At 64.2% G+C, this 19,099-nt stretch carries 24 protein-coding genes and 1 pseudogene; 18 read left to right on the top strand and 7 right to left on the bottom strand.

Annotated features, from left to right (window positions below):
* Window positions 1-53: 53 nt before the first annotated feature.
* The 4 genes from ACVJNE_RS18360 to ACVJNE_RS18345 all read left to right on the top strand — a co-directional run bounded on the left by ACVJNE_RS18360 (window position 54) and on the right by ACVJNE_RS18345 (window position 4,430).
* On the top strand, window positions 54-1,961 hold the full coding sequence (locus ACVJNE_RS18360) for a propionyl-CoA synthetase (RefSeq protein ID WP_499568138.1): 1,908 nt from the start codon (window positions 54-56) through the stop codon (window positions 1,959-1,961).
* A gap of 131 nt (window positions 1,962-2,092) precedes the next feature.
* Window positions 2,093-3,352, top strand: a complete 1,260-nt coding sequence (locus ACVJNE_RS18355) for an Hsp70 family protein (protein WP_499567912.1) — start codon at window positions 2,093-2,095, stop codon at window positions 3,350-3,352.
* Between the two features lie 87 nt (window positions 3,353-3,439).
* Window positions 3,440-3,622 carry a YjiS-like domain-containing protein gene (locus ACVJNE_RS18350; protein WP_368803387.1) on the top strand — a complete coding sequence of 61 codons (183 nt, stop codon included), beginning with the start codon at window positions 3,440-3,442 and terminating at the stop codon, window positions 3,620-3,622.
* 118 nt (window positions 3,623-3,740) lie between these two features.
* Entirely contained in the window at window positions 3,741-4,430 is a 690-nt protein-coding gene (locus ACVJNE_RS18345) for a helix-turn-helix transcriptional regulator (RefSeq protein WP_499567910.1), read from the top strand.
* Window positions 4,431-4,487: 57 nt separating this feature from the next.
* Here ACVJNE_RS18345 and ACVJNE_RS18340 read toward each other — a convergent pair whose 3' ends face one another.
* The 3 genes from ACVJNE_RS18340 to ACVJNE_RS18330 form a co-directional block, all read right to left on the bottom strand.
* Window positions 4,488-5,186, bottom strand: coding sequence for a DUF1013 domain-containing protein (locus ACVJNE_RS18340; RefSeq protein WP_499567908.1), 699 nt, complete (start codon window positions 5,184-5,186; stop codon window positions 4,488-4,490).
* Window positions 5,187-5,328: 142 nt separating this feature from the next.
* The gene (locus ACVJNE_RS18335; protein ID WP_499567906.1) at window positions 5,329-5,760 is read right to left on the bottom strand and encodes an SAM-dependent methyltransferase; all 432 of its coding nucleotides are present in this window, start codon (window positions 5,758-5,760) and stop codon (window positions 5,329-5,331) included.
* Between the two features lie 26 nt (window positions 5,761-5,786).
* Window positions 5,787-6,788 (bottom strand): NAD(P)H-quinone oxidoreductase, encoded by a 1,002-nt coding sequence (locus tag ACVJNE_RS18330; protein WP_499567904.1) that lies wholly within the window; start codon window positions 6,786-6,788, stop codon window positions 5,787-5,789.
* A 106-nt stretch (window positions 6,789-6,894) separates the two neighbouring features.
* On the opposite strand from ACVJNE_RS18330, the gene ACVJNE_RS18325 reads away from it, so the two are divergent.
* The 3 genes from ACVJNE_RS18325 to ACVJNE_RS18315 all read left to right on the top strand — a co-directional run bounded on the left by ACVJNE_RS18325 (window position 6,895) and on the right by ACVJNE_RS18315 (window position 8,778).
* A complete protein-coding gene (locus tag ACVJNE_RS18325; protein ID WP_499567902.1) occupies window positions 6,895-7,089 on the top strand; it encodes a DUF1192 domain-containing protein in 195 nt (64 codons plus the stop codon).
* Window positions 7,090-7,189: 100 nt separating this feature from the next.
* Window positions 7,190-8,485, top strand: a complete 1,296-nt coding sequence (locus tag ACVJNE_RS18320; RefSeq protein ID WP_499567900.1) for an MFS transporter — start codon at window positions 7,190-7,192, stop codon at window positions 8,483-8,485.
* A 29-nt stretch (window positions 8,486-8,514) separates the two neighbouring features.
* Window positions 8,515-8,778 (top strand): ArsR/SmtB family transcription factor, encoded by a 264-nt coding sequence (locus tag ACVJNE_RS18315; RefSeq protein WP_173194641.1) that lies wholly within the window; start codon window positions 8,515-8,517, stop codon window positions 8,776-8,778.
* A gap of 142 nt (window positions 8,779-8,920) precedes the next feature.
* Here the strand turns inward: ACVJNE_RS18315 and ACVJNE_RS18310 are convergent, their stop codons facing one another.
* Window positions 8,921-9,097: a YdcH family protein gene (locus ACVJNE_RS18310; protein ID WP_499567898.1), complete on the bottom strand. Its 177-nt coding sequence runs from the start codon at window positions 9,095-9,097 to the stop codon at window positions 8,921-8,923.
* Between the two features lie 229 nt (window positions 9,098-9,326).
* Between ACVJNE_RS18310 and ACVJNE_RS18305 the strand changes: the two genes are divergently transcribed.
* The 7 genes from ACVJNE_RS18305 (at window position 9,327) to ACVJNE_RS18275 (ending at window position 13,790) form a co-directional block, all read left to right on the top strand.
* Window positions 9,327-9,530, top strand: a complete 204-nt coding sequence (locus ACVJNE_RS18305; RefSeq protein WP_173194639.1) for a YdcH family protein — start codon at window positions 9,327-9,329, stop codon at window positions 9,528-9,530.
* Window positions 9,531-9,539: 9 nt separating this feature from the next.
* Entirely contained in the window at window positions 9,540-10,037 is a 498-nt protein-coding gene (purE, locus tag ACVJNE_RS18300) for a 5-(carboxyamino)imidazole ribonucleotide mutase (protein WP_499567896.1), read from the top strand.
* On the top strand, window positions 10,034-11,110 hold the full coding sequence (locus ACVJNE_RS18295; protein WP_499567894.1) for a 5-(carboxyamino)imidazole ribonucleotide synthase: 1,077 nt from the start codon (window positions 10,034-10,036) through the stop codon (window positions 11,108-11,110). The genes purE and ACVJNE_RS18295 overlap by 4 nt, the downstream gene beginning before the upstream one ends.
* Window positions 11,111-11,214: 104 nt before the next feature.
* On the top strand, window positions 11,215-11,718 hold the full coding sequence (locus ACVJNE_RS18290) for a BA14K family protein (RefSeq protein WP_312860780.1): 504 nt from the start codon (window positions 11,215-11,217) through the stop codon (window positions 11,716-11,718).
* 180 nt (window positions 11,719-11,898) lie between these two features.
* Window positions 11,899-12,024, top strand: coding sequence for a type B 50S ribosomal protein L36 (gene ykgO, locus ACVJNE_RS18285; protein WP_148913503.1), 126 nt, complete (start codon window positions 11,899-11,901; stop codon window positions 12,022-12,024).
* A gap of 65 nt (window positions 12,025-12,089) precedes the next feature.
* The gene (locus ACVJNE_RS18280; RefSeq protein WP_499567892.1) at window positions 12,090-12,680 is read left to right on the top strand and encodes a hypothetical protein; all 591 of its coding nucleotides are present in this window, start codon (window positions 12,090-12,092) and stop codon (window positions 12,678-12,680) included.
* 54 nt (window positions 12,681-12,734) lie between these two features.
* Window positions 12,735-13,790: an alpha/beta fold hydrolase gene (locus ACVJNE_RS18275; RefSeq protein ID WP_499567890.1), complete on the top strand. Its 1,056-nt coding sequence runs from the start codon at window positions 12,735-12,737 to the stop codon at window positions 13,788-13,790.
* 7 nt (window positions 13,791-13,797) lie between these two features.
* On the opposite strand, the gene pyk is transcribed toward ACVJNE_RS18275, so the two are convergent.
* Entirely contained in the window at window positions 13,798-15,234 is a 1,437-nt protein-coding gene (gene pyk / locus ACVJNE_RS18270) for a pyruvate kinase (protein WP_173194633.1), read from the bottom strand.
* Window positions 15,231-15,716, bottom strand: coding sequence for a DUF1036 domain-containing protein (locus tag ACVJNE_RS18265; RefSeq protein ID WP_173194833.1), 486 nt, complete (start codon window positions 15,714-15,716; stop codon window positions 15,231-15,233). The genes pyk and ACVJNE_RS18265 overlap by 4 nt, the downstream gene beginning before the upstream one ends.
* Window positions 15,717-15,940: 224 nt before the next feature.
* Between ACVJNE_RS18265 and ACVJNE_RS18260 the strand changes: the two genes are divergently transcribed.
* From ACVJNE_RS18260 to ACVJNE_RS18245, 4 genes and pseudogenes are all read left to right on the top strand, one after another.
* Window positions 15,941-16,738 carry an N-formylglutamate amidohydrolase gene (locus ACVJNE_RS18260; RefSeq protein ID WP_499567888.1) on the top strand — a complete coding sequence of 266 codons (798 nt, stop codon included), beginning with the start codon at window positions 15,941-15,943 and terminating at the stop codon, window positions 16,736-16,738.
* Between the two features lie 21 nt (window positions 16,739-16,759).
* Complete coding sequence (locus tag ACVJNE_RS18255; protein ID WP_499567886.1) at window positions 16,760-17,068, top strand: DUF1244 domain-containing protein; 309 nt, start codon at window positions 16,760-16,762, stop codon at window positions 17,066-17,068.
* A 79-nt stretch (window positions 17,069-17,147) separates the two neighbouring features.
* Complete coding sequence (locus tag ACVJNE_RS18250; RefSeq protein ID WP_173194630.1) at window positions 17,148-17,411, top strand: DUF2312 domain-containing protein; 264 nt, start codon at window positions 17,148-17,150, stop codon at window positions 17,409-17,411.
* Between the two features lie 75 nt (window positions 17,412-17,486).
* Window positions 17,487-18,648 (top strand): annotated as a pseudogene (locus ACVJNE_RS18245) (M20 aminoacylase family protein).
* A gap of 47 nt (window positions 18,649-18,695) precedes the next feature.
* Here ACVJNE_RS18245 and msrB read toward each other — a convergent pair.
* Entirely contained in the window at window positions 18,696-19,097 is a 402-nt protein-coding gene (msrB, locus tag ACVJNE_RS18240; protein ID WP_499567884.1) for a peptide-methionine (R)-S-oxide reductase MsrB, read from the bottom strand.
* Between the last annotated feature and the right edge of the window lie 2 nt (window positions 19,098-19,099).

Here is a 19,099-nt window from a genome sequence, read left to right as displayed (position 1 = left end):
AGGAGGCCATGGCGGATAGAACAGCCCGACAAGCACTGCCAGGGGAGGAAGCATTGTCGTCGCGCTATCACGAGGTTTATGCCGGCTGGAAAAGCGATCCCGAAGCGTTCTGGGCGGAAGCAGCCAAGGCGATCGACTGGTTCACGCCGCCCGAGCGCATCTTCGATGCCGAGCAGGGCGTCTATGGCCGCTGGTTCACCGGCGCAACCTGCAACACCTGCTTCAACGTCCTCGACCGTCATGTCGACGGCGGGCGCGCCGACCAGACGGCCCTAATCTATGACAGCCCGATCACGGGAGCGAAGAAGAGCTTCACCTATGCGCAGTTGCGCGACGAGGTCGTTGCGCTTGCTGCCGTCCTGCGTGAGCAGGGTGTTGCCAAGGGCGACCGCGTCATCATCTACATGCCGATGGTGGCTGAAGCCGTGTTCGCGATGCTCGCCTGCGCGCGGCTCGGGGCCGTCCACTCTGTCGTCTTCGGCGGTTTCGCGGCAAAGGAACTGGCAACACGGATCGACGATGCGCAGCCGAAGCTGATCGTCTCGGCATCCTGCGGTGTCGAGCCCGGCCGCATCGTTGCCTACAAGCCGCTGCTCGACGGCGCCATCGCCATGGCCAAGCACAAAGTTGAACATTGCGTGGTGCTGCAGCGCGAGCAGCAGCCCTGCGATCTCGTGCCCGGCCGCGATCTCGACATGGCCGAAGTGACGACTGCGGCAAAGAAGACTGGCGCATGGGTCGACTGCGAGCCGGTGGCCGCGACCGATCCGCTCTACGTGCTCTACACCTCCGGCACCACCGGCCAGCCCAAGGGCGTGGTGCGCGACAATGGCGGCCACATGGTCGCGCTCGAATGGTCGATGTGGAACGAATTCGGCGTCAAGCCTGGCGAAGTGTTCTGGGCGGCTTCCGATGTCGGCTGGGTGGTGGGCCATTCCTACATCGTCTATGCGCCCCTGCTTCACGGCTGCACCACGATCCTTTTCGAGGGCAAACCGGTCGGTACGCCCGATGCCGGCACCTTCTGGCGCGTGATCGCCGAACATGGCGTCGCGGCGATGTTCACGGCGCCCACGGCATTCCGCGCGATCAAGGGGCAGGATCCGAAGGGCGAATTCGTCAAGAAATACGATCTCTCCGCGTTCAGGACCCTGTTCCTCGCCGGCGAACGTGCCGATCCGGAAACCATCAAATGGGCGGAAGCTCAGCTCGGCGTGCCGGTGATCGACCACTGGTGGCAGACCGAGACCGGCCATCCGATCAGCCAGAACCCGGTCGGGCTCGGGCTTCTGCAGGTCAAATACGGCTCGCCCGCCGTGCCGATGCCGGGGTTCGACGTTCAGGTGCTCGATGATGCCGGGCACCCGGTGCCGACGGGGACTCTGGGCAACGTGGTCGTCAAGCTGCCACTGCCGCCCGGCTGCCTGCCGACGCTGTGGAACGCGGACGATCGCTTCCGCAGCGCCTACCTTTCCGAGTTTCCCGGCTACTACAAGACGGCCGATGCCGGCCTGATCGACGAGGACGGCTACCTCTTCATCATGGCGCGCACCGACGACATCATCAACGTCGCGGGGCATCGCCTGTCGACGGGCGGCATGGAGGAGGTCGTTGCCGAGCATCCCGACGTTGCCGAATGCGCCGTTGTCGGCATCGCTGATCCGATGAAGGGACAGGTGCCGTGCGGCTTCGTCGTGCTCAACGCGGGTGTGGCGCGGGAGGGGCCGGAGATCGAAAAGGAAATCGTCGCACTGGTGCGCGAGCGCATCGGTCCGGTTGCGGCGTTCAAGTCCGTGGTCACCGTCAAGCGGCTGCCGAAGACGCGATCCGGCAAGATCCTGCGCGGTACAATGCAGAAGATCGCCGACAAGGAAGGCTGGACCATGCCGGCCACGATCGACGACCCGGCGATCCTCGACGAGATCGAGGCGGCGCTGAAGGGCAGGGGCATCGGGGTCTGACCGCAGCGCATGTTTGCAGTGGAAGAGGGGTTCTCATCCGCGCCTCGATGCGGTAGAGAGGCCGCCCTTTCCGGTCATCCCTTCGCCCTGGCGCTTCGTCGCCCTCGGCGAAGCATTGCGGGCGTTTTGCGATGTCTCCCCATTATTGTGGCGTCGATTTCGGCACCACCAATTCCACCGTCGGCCTGTGTGCGGCCGGAGGCGATCCGTTTCTGATCCCCGTCGAAGACGCGCAGGTGACGATACCCTCCGCCCTGTTCTTCAGTCTCGAGGACGGCAGCGTCCATTTCGGCCGCTCGGCGGTGCATGAATATATGGACGGCGCGGAAGGCCGCTTCATGCGCGCGCTCAAGTCGGTTCTCGGCTCGAGCCTGATGAAGGAAACCACGCAGGTCGGACGCGACCGCATGACGTTCCAGGGGCTGATCGGCCGGTTCCTGCGACACCTGCGCGCCCGGATCGAGGCTCAGGCCGGCGACGTGCCCGATCATATCGTGCTTGGCCGGCCGGTCTTCTTCGTCGACGGCAATCCGGAAGCCGACCGAACCGCGCAGGATCAGCTTGAGGCGGCCGCGCGGGCGGAAGGCTTTCGGCATATCGAGTTCCAGTTCGAGCCGGTGGCCGCGGCCATGGGCTTCGAACGTGACCTGAATGCCGAGGTGCTCGCGCTCGTCGTCGACATCGGGGGCGGCACGTCCGACTTTTCCGTGCTGCGCCTGTCGCCGGAGCGCAGCCGCGCGGCCGACCGACGCGACGACATCCTCTCGACGTCGGGCGTTCATGTCGGGGGCACCGATTTCGACCGCCAGTTGAGCATTGCACGCGTGATGCCGCGCATGGGTCTCGGCACCCGCACGCGCGACGGCAAGCGCCATCTGCCGGTCTGGTACTTCAACGACATGGCGACCTGGCACAAGATCAACCAGCTCTATACGGCGGCAACGATGCGGGACATCCAGTCGTTGAAGCGCGAGGCGGCAGAGCCAGAGAAACTTGAGATCTACCAGCACCTGCTGGCGCACCGCTCGGGCCATCGGCTGGCCGCGCAGGTCGAGAAGGCCAAGATCGAGCTGACGGATGCCGAGGATGCCGTCATAACGTTGCGCGAGCCGGGGCTGTCGCTCGAGGTGCCTGTTTCGCGCGCGGAATTCGCGCAGGCGACCGGCGAGCTGGTTTCGAAAATCGGCATTGCCATCGATGCCGCGCTCGTGGATGCGGGTGTCGTTGCGGAGGCCATCGACACGGTGGTGATGACCGGCGGCGGTGCGCAGGTGCCCGCGGTTCGCGATGCGGCGGTTGCCCGTTTTCCGCATGCGCGCATCGCCCAGATCGACCGCTTCGGGGCCGTCGGCCTGGGGCTTGCGGTGGATGCGGCGAGGCGCTTCGCCTGACAGCATTCCGGTCGCTGAGGCTCCTGACGCAAGGCTGTCCGCAGGGGTGTGTCATTGTCTCTTTCCAAGGTGAAAGGAGACTATGTCATGCCCCGCACGCCCCTGTTGCTGTCGCTCGTAGAGGACGCCGTCACGCAGTTCCGCAGCTTCAACGAACGCCGACGCACGCGCCGCGCCATCGACGGTCTTTCGGCGCATCTGCGCAAGGACATCGGCTGGCCGGACGGTCTGCCTGACCGGCAGCGCGTGCCGGCTGGCCGCAACGGCTGACGGTTTCGGACGATGCGATCCGGCGGCTTTCCCTCCCGACAACCTCCTGACACTATGTTGTCAGGAGGTTGCTGGCATAGTCCGCCTCCCGGATTCATCCGTTCGAGGGCTTCTTTCCATGCGCCGTGCAGACCGCTTGTTTCAGATCGTCCAGCATTTGCGAGGCGGAAGGCTCGTGACCGCGCGCATGCTCGGGGAGCGGCTGGAAGTCTCGGAGCGCACGATCTACCGCGACATAGCAGACCTGCAGTCGACGGGTGTGCCGATCGATGGAGAAGCCGGCGTCGGCTATCTGATGAGGGAAGGTTTCGACCTTCCGCCGCTTATGTTCACGCGTGACGAAATCGTCGCGCTGGTCGCCGGCGCGCGCATGGTTCGGGCCTTTGGCGGCGCCGACATGGCGCGGGCAGCCGAGGAAGCGCTGGTCAAGATCGGCGCCGTGCTGCCCGACCAGGAAAAGGCGCGAATCGCACGCACCGAAATCCACATGCCCGACTGGGTCGTGGGCGAGGCCGAGCGCAAGTCGATCGACCTGCTGGAGCGCGCCGTGGACGGGCGCAGCGTTCTGAACATCGATTACAGCGACGAAGCCGGGCGGGCGTCCCAGCGCGACATAAGGCCGTTAGGCCTCTGGTTCTGGGGCAAGGTCTGGACGCTGGTTGCGTGGTGCGAACTGCGCGACGATTTCCGCGCCTTCCGCATCGACCGCATCGCGCATATAACGCCGTCCGGGCGCACCTTCCGGCCGGAGCGCGGCAAGCAGCTTGCCGATTTCTACCGCACCCTGGAGATGCGCGGGCAGTCGTAACCAGGCTCGCGAGCCGGACATCGACTTAAGCGATTGTCCGGCTACTGATCTGGCGATCTATTCCTCGTCTTCGTCCTGCGTCGTCGACTTGAGCGAAGACAGCTTGGCGAAAACGGCATCCGCGTCGAGTTCCTCTTCGCTCTCGTCCTTTGCCGAACGGTCCGCGCCAACTTCCAGCGACTCGGTCATGGAGGCAGGCAGCAGGGTGTCGCCGGCCGGCGCCGCCGCAGGCTGGCCGCGCGAAGCGCGCTGCACTTCGAGGTCGAGATCGATCTGTGAGCACAGGCCCAGCGTCACAGGGTCCATCGGCACGAGGTTGTTCGAGTTCCAGTGGGTGCGGTTGCGGATCTGCTCGATGGTCGACTTGGTGGTGCCGACGAGGCGCGAGATTTGCGCGTCCTTCAGTTCCGGGTGATTCTTGACCAGCCACAGGATCGCGTTCGGGCGGTCCTGACGCTTGGACAGCGGCGTGTAGCGCGGCGTGCGGCGCTTCGATTCGGGCACGCGCACCTTCGGCTCGGAGAGCTTGAGACGATGTTCGGCATCCGCCTCGCCCTTGGCGATCTCGTCGCGCGAAAGCTGGCCGGTCATCACCGGGTCGAGACCCTTGATGCCCTGCGCGGCCTCGCCGTCCGCGATCGCCTTGACCTCGAGCGGGTGGAGTTTGCAGAACTGCGCGATCTGGTCGAACGACAGCGCGGTGTTGTCGACGAGCCAGACGGCTGTCGCCTTGGGCATCAGAAGCGTGTTGGCCATGGATAAAATCCTTCTCGTTCGCCCGCGTCCCTGTCGCGGGCGGTGGGCGAAGCCACCAAATTTGGGAAATCACCCCGCATATAACGTTATTCGGCGTCCTTCGCAATGCGAACCGACGTCTTAGGCAGAGGACAGGCCCGGCTTACCGTTGCAACGGCAGCTCGCGCAGTGGATCGCCGCCATCGATCAAGAGCCGACCCTGAGACTTCAAGGCTGCCGCGATGCGGGGCAAAGCCTTTTCGCCCGCTGCAGGGTGGCGACCATCGAACGCGCCGACGCGCACGGCGAATGCAAGATCGAATTTTTCTTCACGAGGGAGAAGCTCGAAATCCTCCGCCGCGACCTGTCGCAGTGAGAGGGTTCCAGCCGTGATCTCGTCGTGGCAGGCGGTCTCGGCCTGCTCGATCGCCTTTCGCGAACGATCGATGGCCAGCACGTGGCCGATTCCGATCCTGCGTGCGACCTCGCGCGCTGCGGCGCCCGGTCCACAACCGATTTCCAGCACGCGCATGCCGGGACGTAGCGGCAGCGCGTCGACGATGGTGAGAAGGCGCGGCGACAGGCGATCAGTCATTTCGAGGTCCCATCGAGTTTGGCGGGCTATGCCACATCCAGCACGATCTTGCCGATGTGGTCGCCTTCCTCAATCCGCTCATGCGCCCGCCAGGCTTCCTTCAGCGGGAAGATCATGTCCATGACGGGTGCGATCCGCCGTTCGGCAAGGAGCGGCCACACCTTCGTCTCCAGTTCGGCGGCGATCTGTCCTTTGAACGCGACATCGCGGGGGCGCAGCGTGGAACCGGTATGGGTCAGGCGCTTGACCATGAGCCGCGCGAAATTCGCAGGCGCCTTGGGGCCGCCCAACGTGGCGATCTGGACAATGCGGCCATCGACGGCAGCGGCCTCATAATTGCGGTCGACATAGTCGCCGCCCACCATGTCAAGGATGACGTTGACGCCCTTGCCCTCGGTCGCCTCCTTGATGACGGCGACGAAATCCTCCTCCCGGTAGTTGATCGCGCGGGTGGCGCCGAGTTTCTCGCATGCCTCGCATTTATCGGCGGAGCCGGCCGTGGTGAATACAGCGGACCCGAAGCTTGATGCGAGCTGGATGGCCGTGGTGCCGATACCCGAAGAGCCGCCATGCACCAGCAAGCTTTCACCCGGCTGCAGGCCGCCGCGTTGGAAGACATTGTGCCAGACGGTGAAGAAGGTCTCCGGTAGCGCGGCTGCTTCCGTGAACGTGAAGCCGTGGGGCACCGGCAGGGCATTGCTCTCGTGCACCGCGACATATTCGGCGTAGCCGCCGCCGGGCGTCAGGGCGGTGACGTTATCGCCGACCCGCCAGCGCTTTGCGCCCGATCCGACGGCGACGACCTCTCCGGCTGCCTCAAGTCCCGGCAGGTCCGATGCGCCCGGCGGGGGCGGGTAGGTGCCCTTGCGCTGGGCAACATCGGGCCTGTTCACGCCGGCCGCGCGCACGCGGATCAGGATTTCGCCATTGCCCGGCTTGGGGACATCGCGTCGCTCGGGTTTGAGGACCAGCGGTCCACCCGGCTCGACGATCGCTATCGCCGTCATTTTTTCCGGAATCTTGTCCATGCGTGCCTCGCCTGCGTCTGGTCAATTTGTGGCCGGGGCGTTTGCCTCGACCCGCCTCCCTTATGTAGACTTGTCGGCCACAAGGCAAAGTGGGAGGACAAGCAGGATGGCGCTGTTCGACGACGAACCGGTGAAGCCAAAACGCGTCCACGAGATCGGACAGGATCTGTCGCTGCTGTCGGTCGGCGAGCTTGAGGAAAGGATCGACCAGCTCAGGGGTGAAATCGCACGCCTTGAAGCCGAGCTTCAGGCAAAGGGGTCGACGCGGCTCGCTGCCGAAGCGCTGTTTCGTCGCGAATAGGTGTGGATCGTTCGCGTTCCGTCGGATATCGGCACGTAATTGCCTGATTCAGTTCTAGCTTCGAATCAACGACCCACAGCAAGAAGGCCGCCGACGAGACATGCTCGCGACATACCGCCCGATTTTTTCGCTGCTCTGCGGAACAGCCTTTCTTCTTGCCGCGTCGGGCCTCCATGGTCTGCTCCTGCCGCTGCGCGGCCAGGCGGAGGGTTTTTCGACCGCTTCTTTGGGACTCTTCGGTACCGCATGGGCGGGAGGGTTCGTCGCAGGCTGCTATTTTGCGCCGCGGCTGGTGCGCAAGGTCGGCCATGTGCGGTCCTTCGGCGTGTTTGCCGCTTCCGGCGCCATCATCGCGCTTCTGACGGGGCTGTGGGTTGACGAATACGCCTGGATCGCGCTGCGTGCGGGGACGGGCTTCACCATGGCCGGCGCGTTCATGATCATCGAGAGCTGGCTGAACGAAAAAGCGACCAACGACAATCGCGGCACGGTGTTCGGTCTCTACATGATGGTCACTTACGCCTCCATCATGGGCGGCCAGATGATCGTGGCCGCAGGCGAAATCGTCAGCGCGGCTTTGTTCATGGTGGCTGGCATCTTCTTCTGCGCATCCCTTATCCCGACCGCGATCTCCTCTGCTGCGACGCCGGAACCGCTTGCAGATGTGAAGCTCGATCTCAGGGGGCTTTACAACAATTCGCCGGTGGCGGCGGTGGGCTGCGTGCTCGTCGGTGTCGCCAACGGCGCGTGGGGCACGCTGGGCGCGGTCTACGGTGCCCGCGTCGGCATATCGACGGCCGAAATCGCGCTGATGATGAGCCTCGTGGTCGTGGCAGGCGCGGTGACGCAGCTTCCCGTCGGCCGCGCCTCGGATCGCACCGACCGCCGCTACGTGCTGGCGGCGGCAGCTTTCGGTTCGGCCCTCTTCGCGCTTCTGGTTTTTGCACTGGCGCCGCGTTCCAGCGTTGCCATACTGGTCCTGACGGCAGCGTACGGCGCGCTCGCCTATACGCTCTATTCGATCGCCGTTGCGCATGCCAACGATCACGCAAGCACGGAGGATTTCGTCAAGGTTTCGGGTGGCCTGCTGCTGCTCTACGGCTTCGGCACGATGATCGGCCCGCTGGTCGGTGCTTTCCTGATGGCGCAGATGCGGCCCGAAAGCCTGTTCCTGGCCACCGCGCTGGCGCACTTGTCGCTCGGTGGTTATGCGATGCTGCGCACGACGCGCCGGGCACCGGTGCCGCTTGAAGATCGCGAGGCCTTCAAGACCCTGCCGTCCGAGCGCGCCGTCACTCCACAGGCCGGCCTGCTCGATCCGCGCGCCGATCAGGAGGCCCATGCGGCCTCGGACGACACGATCGGCACAAGCGAGCCCCGGCCACAAGCCAATTGAACTTCGCTGCGGGCGGGTTACAAATAACCATGACCCAGCCAGACGCGTTCATGGCCATTGCGGACACCAATCGCCGTCATCTGCTCGAAGAGTTGAGGCGCGGGCCGAAGACCGTCAACGAGCTGGCCCTGGGGTTGCCAGTCTCGCGGCCCGCCGTTTCACAACATCTCAAGGTCTTGCTGGATACCGGACTGGTCAGCGCCCGCTCGCAGGGAACGCGGCGTATCTATGCGATCAGCAACCAGGGGTTCCTGAAGCTTAACATCTGGCTGGATCAGTTCTGGGAGGAATAGCGCCGCCGCGGCGCTGGCATATCCTCGATGCGGCGTAGGCCCGCATGCGCATTTGCGGGCAGACAAAACCACTACCTGCCGATGGCGCGGGCGCCATCGGCTTTGCTACAGGTGCAGCACCGTTGCGGTGCCTATATGCCGACTAATGTCGCGTCGGCGAGCTCAGTTTTTCTATCTCGTCCTTGAGGGCCAGCTTGCGCCGCTTGAGCTTGGCGATTTCGAGGGTATCGCACGACGGGTGCGTCAAAGCCTCGTCGATCTCGCGTTCGATATTGCCATGCTTCCGTTGCAGCTCAGCAAGATGGGATGCAAGAGACATGATAGATTCTCCCTTCATCGTTCCTCGATCGCGCCATCCCGAGCGTCCACCGCAGGTCGCTTCGTGACAGCGCCATGACACTTTGCCATCGAACGACAATCGTGTCGAATGGAGCGTAGTAGCATTTCCTGACAGGTCGAAATGTGTTATGAGGCGCTCGCCGGTCGCGGAAGCTCCGGAACCCGCCCGCGCAGGCGATTCCCGCCTCACAATCTTCAGACGGTTGAGCATGTCGGAACAGGAACAGGCCGAGATTCGTCTCGAGTTTGCAAAGGTCAAGCAGGAACACACGGACTTCGATGCCGCGATCAATGCGATGATCGCGGTGGGCTGCGATCCACTGCAGATCCAGCGCATGAAGAAGAAGAAACTGACCCTGAAGGACCGCATGCAGCAGCTGGAAGATCGTATCATTCCCGACATAATCGCGTGAGGGACGGACATGACCGGCCATAGCGCTGACGTCGCCATCATCATGGGCAGCCAGTCCGATTGGGCGACCATGCGGCACGCCGCGGATACGCTTGGCGAACTGGGCATTTCGCATGAATGCCGCATCGTGTCGGCACACCGCACTCCGCAGCGCCTCTACGATTTCGCGACTGGTGCCAAGGCGGCCGGGTTCAAGGTGATTATCGCCGGCGCCGGCGGTGCAGCGCACCTGCCCGGCATGACCGCTGCGATGACGCCGTTGCCGGTATTCGGCGTGCCCGTCGAATCGAAGGCTCTTTCGGGGCAGGATTCCCTCCTGTCGATCGTACAGATGCCTGCCGGCATTCCCGTCGGCACGCTTGCCATCGGCAAGGCGGGTGCGACGAACGCGGCGCTCCTGGCCGCCGCAGTTCTCGCTCTTGGAGACGAGGCGCTGGCGGCGCGTCTCGATGAGTGGCGCGCGTCGCGTACCGCCGCCGTCGCCGACCACCCCTCCGACGACGCATGACCTTCCCGCTCCAGCCCGGCGCCTGCATCGGCATCATCGGGGGCGGCCAGCTTGGCCGCATGCTGGCGATGGCCGCGGCCCGGCTCGGCTATCGCATCATCGTGCTTGAACCTCAGGCTGATAGTCCCGCCGCGCAGGTCGCCAGCCGCCAGATTATTGCCGCCTATGACGATGCACATGCGCTGGCCGAACTGGCGCGGGAATGCGCCGTGGTGACCTACGAATTCGAGAACGTGCCTGTCCATGCAGCCGAAATGCTGGCTGCCGACGTGACTGTCTCCCCGCCGGCGCGTGCGCTTGAGGTTGCCCAGGACCGTCTTGTCGAGAAGACTACCCTGAACGAGATGGGCATATCCACAGCGCGCTTCGTTGCCGTGGACAGCGATGCCGATCTCGACAAGGCATTGACCACCTTTGGTGGAGCAGGTGTGCTCAAGACACGGCGCATGGGCTACGATGGCAAGGGCCAGCGCGTGTTCCGGGCGGGCGGTAAGGCAGAGATTGCCGGTTGCTATGACGAGATGGGTGGCGTGCCGCTCATCCTCGAGGCGCTGGTTCCGTTCGAGCGAGAAATATCAGTAATCGCGGCGCGCGGGCGAGATGGCGGCATCGCCGTCTACGATGCGGCTGAAAACGTCCACCGCGACGGTATCTTGCATACGTCGACGGTGCCGGCCATTGCATTGCCGGATACGCTTTCAGCGGCCCGGGAGGCGGCGAAGGCCATCCTCGATGGGCTCGGCTATGTCGGCGTCATAGGCGTCGAGTTCTTCGTGATGGCGGATGGCAGTGTGCTTGCCAACGAGATTGCGCCGCGGGTGCACAATTCCGGGCACTGGACCGAGGCCGCATGCCTGGTCTCGCAATTCGAGCAGCATATTCGCGCGGTCGCCGGACTGCCGCTTGGCGACCCTGATCGGCATAGCGATTGCGTTATGGAAAATCTGATCGGCGACGATGTCGAGCGGGCACCGGCGTTACTCGCCGAGCCGGGCGTGATGCTGCATCTCTACGGCAAGGCCGAGGCTCGACCCGGACGCAAGATGGGCCACTTCACGCGCCTCACACGGTGATCCGCCGAGCGACGGCCGTGGGTCAGGTGTGCGGCTTCATCGGACGCTCCCGCCAACATTGCCATAATGTAACGAAACTAAAGGCCGGCCCTGCCGTTTCCTCAATGATAGGGACTTATGCAGGAGGCTGTTCGATGTTCAAACTATCATCCGCGCTTTGCCATGTGCTGGCGCTTTCATTTGCAGTTGGTACGGCGGTACCCGCTGCCGCTGCGCCGGTTTTCGTGCCCAATGCGCCGGCCGTATCTTCCGATGTGACGAATGTGCAGTATCGGCGAGACCGTGACTACCGTCGCGACAACCGCAGGGATCGGGGCCGAGACAGGTTCGAACGCCGTGGAAACAGCACTTACTGGCGTGGTCACAGAGGCTACAGGGATCGTCGTCCCGGCTACCGGCAGTATAATGGTTTCTGGTTCCCGCCGGCGGCCTTCATCGCCGGTGCGATCATCGGCGGCGCCATGAATCAGGCGCCTGCGGCCAGATCGCGTGGCGGCTCCGCTCACGTCCAGTGGTGTTACGATCGGTGGCGGTCGTATCGGGCCTCCGACAATACCTATCAGCCATATAACGGTCCGCGCCGCCAGTGCGTATCGCCATATAGCTGAGAATGAACGGATGCCCGGCCCCCGCCAAGCGGGCCGGGCACCCTCTGCAAGAGAGCTACAAGGCGTCTGCGCGGTTGACACGGCCCCGTCAACTCGTCTATGTGCCATCGCAGATTTACGGCGCGCCTCGGGCGCGCTTTTATGTTGGCCCGCCAGGGCATCAGGAAACGGGCTAGACCGATGAAGATCAAGAACTCGCTCAAGGCGCTCAAGAGCCGTCACCGCGACAACCGCATGGTTCGCCGCAAGGGCCGCGTCTACATCATCAACAAGACCGCGCCGCGCTTCAAGGCTCGCCAGGGCTGAGGCCCGCGCGCTTCTCACGCGAATTTCAGTTTGACGTTCCGCGACGCGGGGGTACCTTCTCCCGCATGCGGAACGTTTTTGCCATTTTGACGGTGATTCTGGCGGCATTGCCCCTTGCGGCGGCGCACGCCCAGACAACCGGGCGGTCGTCCACCGGAATCGCGGCCGAAGAGCCGCAGGCGCGGGTCGACAGGCTATTCGATGAATTGAGGCGGGCGCGCAACGAACAGGCGGCAGAGCGTGTGGCTTCACGTCTACGCAGCGAATGGGCGCGGTCGGGAAGCGCCTCTGTCGATCTTCTGATGCAATGGTCGCAGGAGGCCATGAAGAAGGAAGACAACGCGGTCGCGATGGATTTCCTCGATCAGGTGGTGATGCTGGTACCCGACTACGCAGAGGGCTGGAACCGGCGCGCCACGCTGCATTTCACGATGGAGAATTATTCGAAGTCGATGGCGGACATTGGCCGCGTGCTTCGCCTAGAGCCACGCCATTTCGGCGCCCTTGGCGGCATGGCGACGATTCTCAAGAACACCGGTCACAAGGAAGCGGCGATGCACGCCTATGAGCGGGTGCTGAACGTTTATCCAATGATGCGCAGCGCCCAGACGGAACTGGGCAATCTGGCCGACGAACTTGCCGGCCAGGGTATTTGACGGCTGGCTGACGCCAAGCGAAACTGATCCTCATACTTCCTCGTAATTGTCCGCATGAATCTTCTTACCGCCGCGATCTGCGGCCTGCTCGCCCTCTTCCTCGCGCTCGTCGGGGTCAGCCGCGTCGGCGCATGGCTGATCGAACGGCGCTATCCGCCTGTCGGCAGCTTCGCGGAAGTGGGAGGCACGAAAGTCCATCACGTCTATATTCCGGCTGGTTCGACGGCTGACCTGCCCCCGGTGGTGTTCATCCACGGCGCAAGCGGCAATCTGCTGGACCAGATGGTACCCGTGCGCCCGCTGCTGGAAGGCAGGGCCGAGATGCTGTTTGCGGACCGACCCGGACATGGATGGTCGGAGCGCGGCTCTGGCAATGGCGATCCCGTGGCGCAGGCGAATACGATCGCGGCTCTTATGGATCATTACGGCATGGAAAAGGCCATTATCGTCGGCCATTCCTTCGGTGGCGCGGTCGCTGCCGCATTTGCCGTTGAGCATCCCGAAAAGACGCAGGGGCTGGTATTCCTTTCGGCTGCGACGCACCCTTGGCCCGGCGGGGCGACATCCTGGTATTACAAGCTGTCGTCGCTGCCCGTGCTGGGGCGTCTTTTCGTGGAAGCGCTCGCATGGCCGGGCGGGACTCTGCAGATGGGGGCGGCTTCTGTCTGCGTGTTCGCGCCGAACCGGATGCCGGAGACCTATCTCGCCGACGCCGCGATACCCCTGGTGCTGCGGGCTTCCGCTTTCCGATGGAACGCGACCGATGTCGCGGGCCTCTACGATCATGTCGCCGTCTATTCGAAACGCTACGGCGAGATCGCGGCCCCGACCATCGTAATTTCAGGCAACCGCGATACGGTCGTCTACGAGGAAATCCACTCCGTAGGGCTCGCGCGCGACATTCCCGGCGCCGACATGATCTGGGTCGACAATCTCGGACACAAACCCGACTGGGTGGCGCCCGATCTGGTCGTTGCGGCAATCGAGAAGGTCTCGGGCAAGCCAGTCGACCTGCAAGCGGCGGTGAAAAAGGTTGAAGCCCGCATAGCAGACGATGCGTACGGGCCTGCCTGCCCCGACGAGAAGCCCGAACTGTCTGCGGCCGGCTGAAGCCCCGTCAGAGACCGCTCATGCCGTCGGAGCCGATATAGGCGATGCGCAGCATGTTGGTTGCGCCCGGCGTGCCCAGCGGAACGCCGGCGGTGATGATGATGCGATCACCGGCTTGGCCGAAATCTTCCTGGTAGGTGATGCGGCAGGCGCGATCGACCATGTCGTCGAGGTTGCTTGCGTCCTGCGTCACGACGCAATGGGTGCCCCACACCAGCGACAGCCGTCGTGCGGTCTCGACAACGGGCGACAGCGCGATGATCGGCAGTTGCGGGCGCTCGCGGGCCGCGCGAAGACCGGTGGTGCCGGACGAGGTGTAGGTCACGATCGCCGACAGCTTCAGCGTCTCGCCGATCTGCCGTGCGGCAAGCGAGATGGCGTCGGCGCCGGTCGCTTCGGGTTCGGAGCGCTGGGCGTTGATGATGCCGGGATAGAGCGGGTCCTTCTCCACCTGCGTCGCAATCGCGTCCATCGTGGCTACTGCCTCGACCGGATAGTCGCCGGCAGCCGATTCGGCTGAAAGCATGATCGCGTCCGCGCCTTCGAAAACGGCAATCGAGACGTCGGAAACCTCGGCGCGTGTCGGAACCGGCGCGGTGATCATCGATTCAAGCATCTGGGTGGCAACCACCACCGGCTTGCCGGCGCGCCGGGCGGCGCGGGTGATCTGCTTCTGGATGCCGGGCACCGCCTCGAGCGGCATTTCCACGCCGAGGTCGCCGCGCGCGACCATCAACGCGTCGGACAGTTCGATGATCTCGGCGAGCCGCGTGACCGCCTGCGGCTTCTCGATCTTGGACATCAGCGCGGCGCGGCCGCGGGCAACCTTGCGCACTTCCGCCAGATCTTCCGGCCGCTGCACGAAGGACAGCGCGATCCAGTCGACGCCCGTGGCAAGAACCGCCTCGAGATCCTTGCGGTCCTTGTCCGTCAGCGCGCCAATCGGCAGGTCGGTATCGGGCAGGCTTACACCCTTGCGATTGGATATTTTCGTGCCGGCGACGACGGTGCAGACAATCTTGTGCCCGTCGGTCTCGACCGCCTTGAGCTGGAGCTTTCCGTCATCAATCAGAAGCCTGTGGCCCGGTTCGACCGACTGCAGGATTTCCGGATGCGGAAGCTGCACGCGCGTCTCGTCGCCGGGCGCGGGGTCGTCATCCAGTACAAAGGTCTGGCCCGGCGTCAATTCGACGGAATCACTGGCGAACTTGCCTACGCGGAGCTTCGGCCCCTGCAAATCCGCAAGAATGCCGATCGGACGGCCGACATCCTTTTCCACCTTGCGGATGCGCTCGACAAGCGTACGCATCAGCGGATGGTCGGCGTGGCTCATATTGATGCGGAACACGTCCGCCCCGGCTTCGAAAAGCCGCCTGATCATAACTTCTTCCGAAGATGCCGGTCCGAGCGTCGCGAGTATCTTGACCTTGCGGCTGCGTCTCATTGATTACCCGTTCCCGTGACGGCAGCGCCGCCATTTGCCGGCTCGTCGGTGAGCTGGACCATCCAGCTCGCCTGTTCCCGTGTGTCGTATTCCTGGAAGCCAGCGCGCTGGAAGCCGCGCGCGAAGCAGTCTCCGGCACCGGCAATCTTGAACTCGCGCTCGGCCACGCACATGTTGACCGGCCCGTCCCAGCGTCCGCCGCGCTCGGCGTCTTCGGCATAAAGATAATAATAGCGTGAGGACAGTGCGCCCTCGATCAGCGTCTTGCAGGTCGAACCTTCGATGTGCCACCAGCCCTCGGTGACCCAGCCGGTGCTGGCGCGGTAGCCGATGGAAACGCCGACGAGACTTTGCGTGGCGTTGCAGACGCGGAAATCGGCAAGCGCCGGTGTCGCGGTCGCCAGCGCGGAACCCGCTATGGCGAAGCCGGACAGGCCTGCCAGGAGGCAGAAACGTGTCGCTCTCGCCGAAGCCGTCTTCATCACCCTCGCCACCGGAATCGTCATCTCTCAAGTCCTTTTCGGGGAAGTACAAGCCTGTGTCAACGCATGCCGACGGGCAGGTGAACCGATTTAGATCGCGGATTCGACAGCCGACGAGCATCCTCGCCGATCCTGCCCGAAAGCGTGTCGAAACAGCGGCATTGCATGGTTCGGCCGTTCATGAAACACAGGCCGCTGCATCTTTTCAGCTTTCGGATCGTTTGATGACGCGTGACGCCCTTTTCGCTCCTTTCGAAGCCATCGAAGGCGACCGGACGAAGGGCCTGGTCCTCCTCGCGGACCATGCCGGACGCGCGCTTCCCGAGGAGTATGGCGATCTCGGGCTGCCTGCCTCGGAATTCGACCGGCACATAGCCTACGACATCGGAGTCGAGACCGTGACGCGCCGGCTGGCCGCGCGGCTCGGCGTGCCGGCGGTCATGGCGCGCTTTTCGCGCCTGCTGATCGACCCCAACCGCGGCGAGGATGATCCGACTCTGATCCGCCAGCTCTATGACGGCACGATCGTGCCCGCGAATTATCCGATGAACGATGAGGAGAGGGAGCGGCGGCTGGAGCACTATTATCGCCCGTACCACGACGCCGTCGGGTCGATGGTTGCCTCGGTTGCGTCGGCAACCGGCGCCGCACCCTTCATCTTCTCGATCCATTCGTTCACGCCTTCCATGCAGGGCCGCGCCCGGCCGTGGCATGTCGGGGTGCTGTGGGACTCCGACGCCCGCGCGGTGCGGCCGCTGCTCGACATGCTTTCAGCCGATCCCGCACTGACGGTGGGCGACAACGAGCCCTATGACGGCGCGCTGCGCGGCGACACCATGTTCCGCCACGCCATCGTCAATGGCTACGCCCATGCGCTGATCGAGCTGCGGCAGGACCTGATCGCAGAAGCACGCGACGCCGAGGCGTGGGCGGATCGGCTGGTGCCCATCCTTGAAGCGATCAACGCGCTGCCCGATATTCATGAGGTGCAGCAGCATGGCTCGCGCACCGGGCCGATCTGAGCTGGCGAAGGAGCAACGACCATGGCCGACCTGACCGAGGACCAGAAGCGCGATTTCGAGGCGGCTGCCTTCCGCACCCTCGTGGAGCATTTGCGCACGCGCAGCGATGTGCAGAATATCGACCTGATGAATCTCGCTGGTTTCTGCCGCAACTGCCTGTCCAACTGGTATCGCGACGCAGCCTCGGACGCCGGCGTTGAACTCGGCAAGGAAGATGCGCGTGAGATCGTCTACGGCATGCCTTATGCCGAGTGGCGTGCGAAATACCAGACAGAGGCCCCGGCCGAGAAGCAGACGGCATTCGAGGAAAACAGGCCGAAAGACCATTGATTCTTGGCTCCGTGTCGGGCAACCAAACGCCGACCTTTTGCCGCCCGAGTCGCGGCCCGACCAATCCGGAGATCCAAGCATGGCCGATGACATCACAGCCGAATCCGCCCAGACCGTAGCCGCGGGCCAGCTCCGCGCCTTCATCGAGCGCGTCGAGCGGCTCGAAGAAGAAAAGCAGACCATCGCAGACGACATCAAGGAAGTCTTCGCCGAAGCCAAGGGTACCGGCTTCGATACCAAGGCGATGCGCGTTATCATCCGGCTTCGCAAGAAGGACGCGAACGAGCGCCAGGAGGAAGAGGCGATCCTCGACCTCTACAAGGCCGCGCTCGGCATGGAATAGTTCACAGGTCGGCTCTGGCGGTTCCGGCAATCCGCTCCTAAGGTTGGTCAACCCACAACCGACGAAGGAGCCGACATGCCGATCCTCAACCGCGCGAGCGAGATGCAGCAGGATGCCGCCGGCTGGCGCCGGCTGCTGCACGAGCAGCCCGAGATCGGCTTCGACCTTCCCCGCACCACCGCTTTCGTTGCCGAGAAGCTGCGCGCATTCGGTTGCGACGATGTCGTGACCGGCGTCGGCCGTACGGGTATTGTCGCGGTCATCCGCGGCAGGCTGGGCGAGGGGCCGGTCATCGGGTTGCGCGCCGACATGGACGCCCTGCCGATCGTCGAGAAGACCGGCAAGCCTCATGCGTCGAAGTCGCCGGGCCATATGCATGCCTGCGGCCATGACGGGCACACCACGATGCTGCTCGGTGCCGGGCAATATCTCGCCGAGACCCGCAATTTCGCCGGTTCCGTTGCGCTGATCTTCCAGCCGGCCGAGGAAATCGGCAGCGGCGCTAGGGCCATGCTCGACGATGGGCTGATGGAGCGTTTCGGCATCGAGCGCGTCTACGGCATGCACAACATGCCGGGAATCCCGACCGGGCAGTTCGCGGTCTGCGCCGGGCCGATCATGGGCGCCGTCGCCAAGTTCACCATCCGCATCAAGGGGGCGGGGCGGGCATGCGGCCCGACCGCACACGACGATCGATCCGATTGTCACCGGGACGCAGCTCATCGATGCGTTACAGTCGATCGTGGCGCGCAACGCCGATCCGGTCGCTTCTCTGGTGGTCACCATTACGCGGGTGATCGCGGGCACGGCCTACAACATCATTCCCGAAACGATCGAGATCTGGGGCACGACGCGCGCACTCGACATGGAAAACGCCGCCATGGCCGAGCGCCGGATCGGTGAGGTCTGCGCCGGTATCGCCAAGGCGACGGGGGCCGAGATCGAGATCGACTACAGCCAGGCGCATCCGGTGACGTTCAACCGCCCAGAGGAGGCGGACTTCGTGGCGCAGGTCGCGAAAGAGGTGGCCGGGACGGTCGACCGCGCCGTGCGACCGGTGATGGCCGGCGAGGATTTCTCGCACATGCTGACGGTGCGTCCGGGCGCGTTCATCTTCATCGGTAACGGCGATTCCGCCGGCCTGCACCACCCTGCCTACGATTTCGACGACGAGGCGATCCCCGCCGGCGTCAGCTATTGGGTAAGACTTGCGGAAACGGCGCTGGCTTCGCGATAGCGTTTGGGTGCGAGCGGAGCGAGCCTCGAAGGACGCACGAACAGGCCTTACGCCGGCTCGAACTCCAGCGCCACGCCGTTGATGCAGTAGCGCAGGCCGGTCGGTGGCGGGCCGTCGGGGAAGACGTGACCGAGATGGCTGCCGCAATTGGCGCAATGCACTTCGGTGCGCACCATGCCGTAGCTGCGATCCTCGGTCATCTCGACCGAACCGGGCACCGGGTCGTTGAAGCTCGGCCAGCCGGTGCCGCTCTCGAACTTCAGCTTCGATTCGAACAGCGGCTGGTCGCAGCCGGCGCATGTGAAGGTGCCGGCGCGTTTTTCGTGCAGCAGGGCGCAGCTTCCGGGCCTTTCGGTACCGTGCTGGCGCATGACCTGGTACTGCTCGGGCGTCAGCAGCGCACGCCACTCGGCGTCGGTGCGGGAGACGGGATAGGTCTTGGCGTCCATGG

The sequence above is a fragment of the Mesorhizobium sp. DxT genome (assembly GCF_058448885.1).
Note: the sequence above shows the minus strand (reverse complement) of the source record. Positions and strands in the feature narration are given on the sequence as shown.

Bases quoted from the DNA above. Each gene is read 5' to 3' on its own strand.
- ACVJNE_RS18355 (WP_499567912.1), top strand. From the start codon at position 2,093: ATGTCTCCCCATTATTGTGGCGTCGATTTCGGCACCACCAATTCCACC.
- ACVJNE_RS18350 (WP_368803387.1), top strand. From the start codon at position 3,440: ATGCCCCGCACGCCCCTGTTGCTGTCGCTCGTAGAGGACGCCGTCACG.
- ACVJNE_RS18345 (WP_499567910.1), top strand. From the start codon at position 3,741: ATGCGCCGTGCAGACCGCTTGTTTCAGATCGTCCAGCATTTGCGAGGC.
- ACVJNE_RS18340 (WP_499567908.1), bottom strand. From the start codon at position 5,186: ATGGCCAACACGCTTCTGATGCCCAAGGCGACAGCCGTCTGGCTCGTC.
- ACVJNE_RS18335 (WP_499567906.1), bottom strand. From the start codon at position 5,760: ATGACTGATCGCCTGTCGCCGCGCCTTCTCACCATCGTCGACGCGCTG.
- ACVJNE_RS18330 (WP_499567904.1), bottom strand. From the start codon at position 6,788: ATGGACAAGATTCCGGAAAAAATGACGGCGATAGCGATCGTCGAGCCG.
- ACVJNE_RS18325 (WP_499567902.1), top strand. From the start codon at position 6,895: ATGGCGCTGTTCGACGACGAACCGGTGAAGCCAAAACGCGTCCACGAG.
- ACVJNE_RS18320 (WP_499567900.1), top strand. From the start codon at position 7,190: ATGCTCGCGACATACCGCCCGATTTTTTCGCTGCTCTGCGGAACAGCC.
- ACVJNE_RS18315 (WP_173194641.1), top strand. From the start codon at position 8,515: ATGACCCAGCCAGACGCGTTCATGGCCATTGCGGACACCAATCGCCGT.
- ACVJNE_RS18310 (WP_499567898.1), bottom strand. From the start codon at position 9,097: ATGTCTCTTGCATCCCATCTTGCTGAGCTGCAACGGAAGCATGGCAAT.
- ACVJNE_RS18305 (WP_173194639.1), top strand. From the start codon at position 9,327: ATGTCGGAACAGGAACAGGCCGAGATTCGTCTCGAGTTTGCAAAGGTC.
- purE (WP_499567896.1), top strand. From the start codon at position 9,540: ATGACCGGCCATAGCGCTGACGTCGCCATCATCATGGGCAGCCAGTCC.
- ACVJNE_RS18295 (WP_499567894.1), top strand. From the start codon at position 10,034: ATGACCTTCCCGCTCCAGCCCGGCGCCTGCATCGGCATCATCGGGGGC.
- ACVJNE_RS18290 (WP_312860780.1), top strand. From the start codon at position 11,215: ATGATAGGGACTTATGCAGGAGGCTGTTCGATGTTCAAACTATCATCC.
- ykgO (WP_148913503.1), top strand. From the start codon at position 11,899: ATGAAGATCAAGAACTCGCTCAAGGCGCTCAAGAGCCGTCACCGCGAC.
- ACVJNE_RS18280 (WP_499567892.1), top strand. From the start codon at position 12,090: ATGCGGAACGTTTTTGCCATTTTGACGGTGATTCTGGCGGCATTGCCC.
- ACVJNE_RS18275 (WP_499567890.1), top strand. From the start codon at position 12,735: ATGAATCTTCTTACCGCCGCGATCTGCGGCCTGCTCGCCCTCTTCCTC.
- pyk (WP_173194633.1), bottom strand. From the start codon at position 15,234: ATGAGACGCAGCCGCAAGGTCAAGATACTCGCGACGCTCGGACCGGCA.
- ACVJNE_RS18265 (WP_173194833.1), bottom strand. From the start codon at position 15,716: ATGAAGACGGCTTCGGCGAGAGCGACACGTTTCTGCCTCCTGGCAGGC.
- ACVJNE_RS18260 (WP_499567888.1), top strand. From the start codon at position 15,941: ATGACGCGTGACGCCCTTTTCGCTCCTTTCGAAGCCATCGAAGGCGAC.
- ACVJNE_RS18255 (WP_499567886.1), top strand. From the start codon at position 16,760: ATGGCCGACCTGACCGAGGACCAGAAGCGCGATTTCGAGGCGGCTGCC.
- ACVJNE_RS18250 (WP_173194630.1), top strand. From the start codon at position 17,148: ATGGCCGATGACATCACAGCCGAATCCGCCCAGACCGTAGCCGCGGGC.
- msrB (WP_499567884.1), bottom strand. From the start codon at position 19,097: ATGGACGCCAAGACCTATCCCGTCTCCCGCACCGACGCCGAGTGGCGT.